This is a genomic window from Arthrobacter sp. MDT2-34-1, from assembly GCF_059091365.1.
Genome location: NZ_JBNHGO010000138.1, coordinates 1 through 471 on the forward strand (window position 1 = coordinate 1; position 471 = coordinate 471).

1 pseudogene is annotated in these 471 nt (G+C 64.1%); it reads left to right on the forward strand.

The window, feature by feature from the left end:
- Nucleotides 1-227: 227 nt before the first annotated feature.
- Nucleotides 228-471, forward strand: a pseudogene (locus AC5RVV_RS18050) (CCA tRNA nucleotidyltransferase); the annotation flags it as partial.

Below are 471 nucleotides of genomic sequence, written 5' to 3' on the forward strand. Positions count from 1 at the left end.
ACTTCCTCCACCGTCGGCAGCGGGTGGTGTCCGGGGTGCGCCGCGGCACCGGCCATTGACGCCGCCGTCAATGGGGTGCGCTTTGGAGCACTCGGAACTGGATGAGCCATGCACTCCACTCTAACGATCTTTCGAACCGAATATGACCTTGCTTACCCGCGCCGCGAGGCCGCGGCCGCGCCGCGGGTCATGGAGTTTGCCGGAATCTCTGGCACGCTTAAGAGACTATGGTGCACGTTTTTGACAGTTCCACGCTCCCTCCCATCGTCCTCGAACTGGGAGAGCTGTTCGCCGGCGCCGGTCATGAGCTGTCCCTGGTCGGCGGACCTGTCCGTGACCTGTTCCTGGGCCGGGTGTCCCCGGACCTGGATTTCACCACCGACGCGGATCCGGACCAGACCATTTCCGTGATCCGCAGGTGGTGCGACAACTACTGGGAGATCGGCCGTGCGTTCGGTACCATCGGGCTGC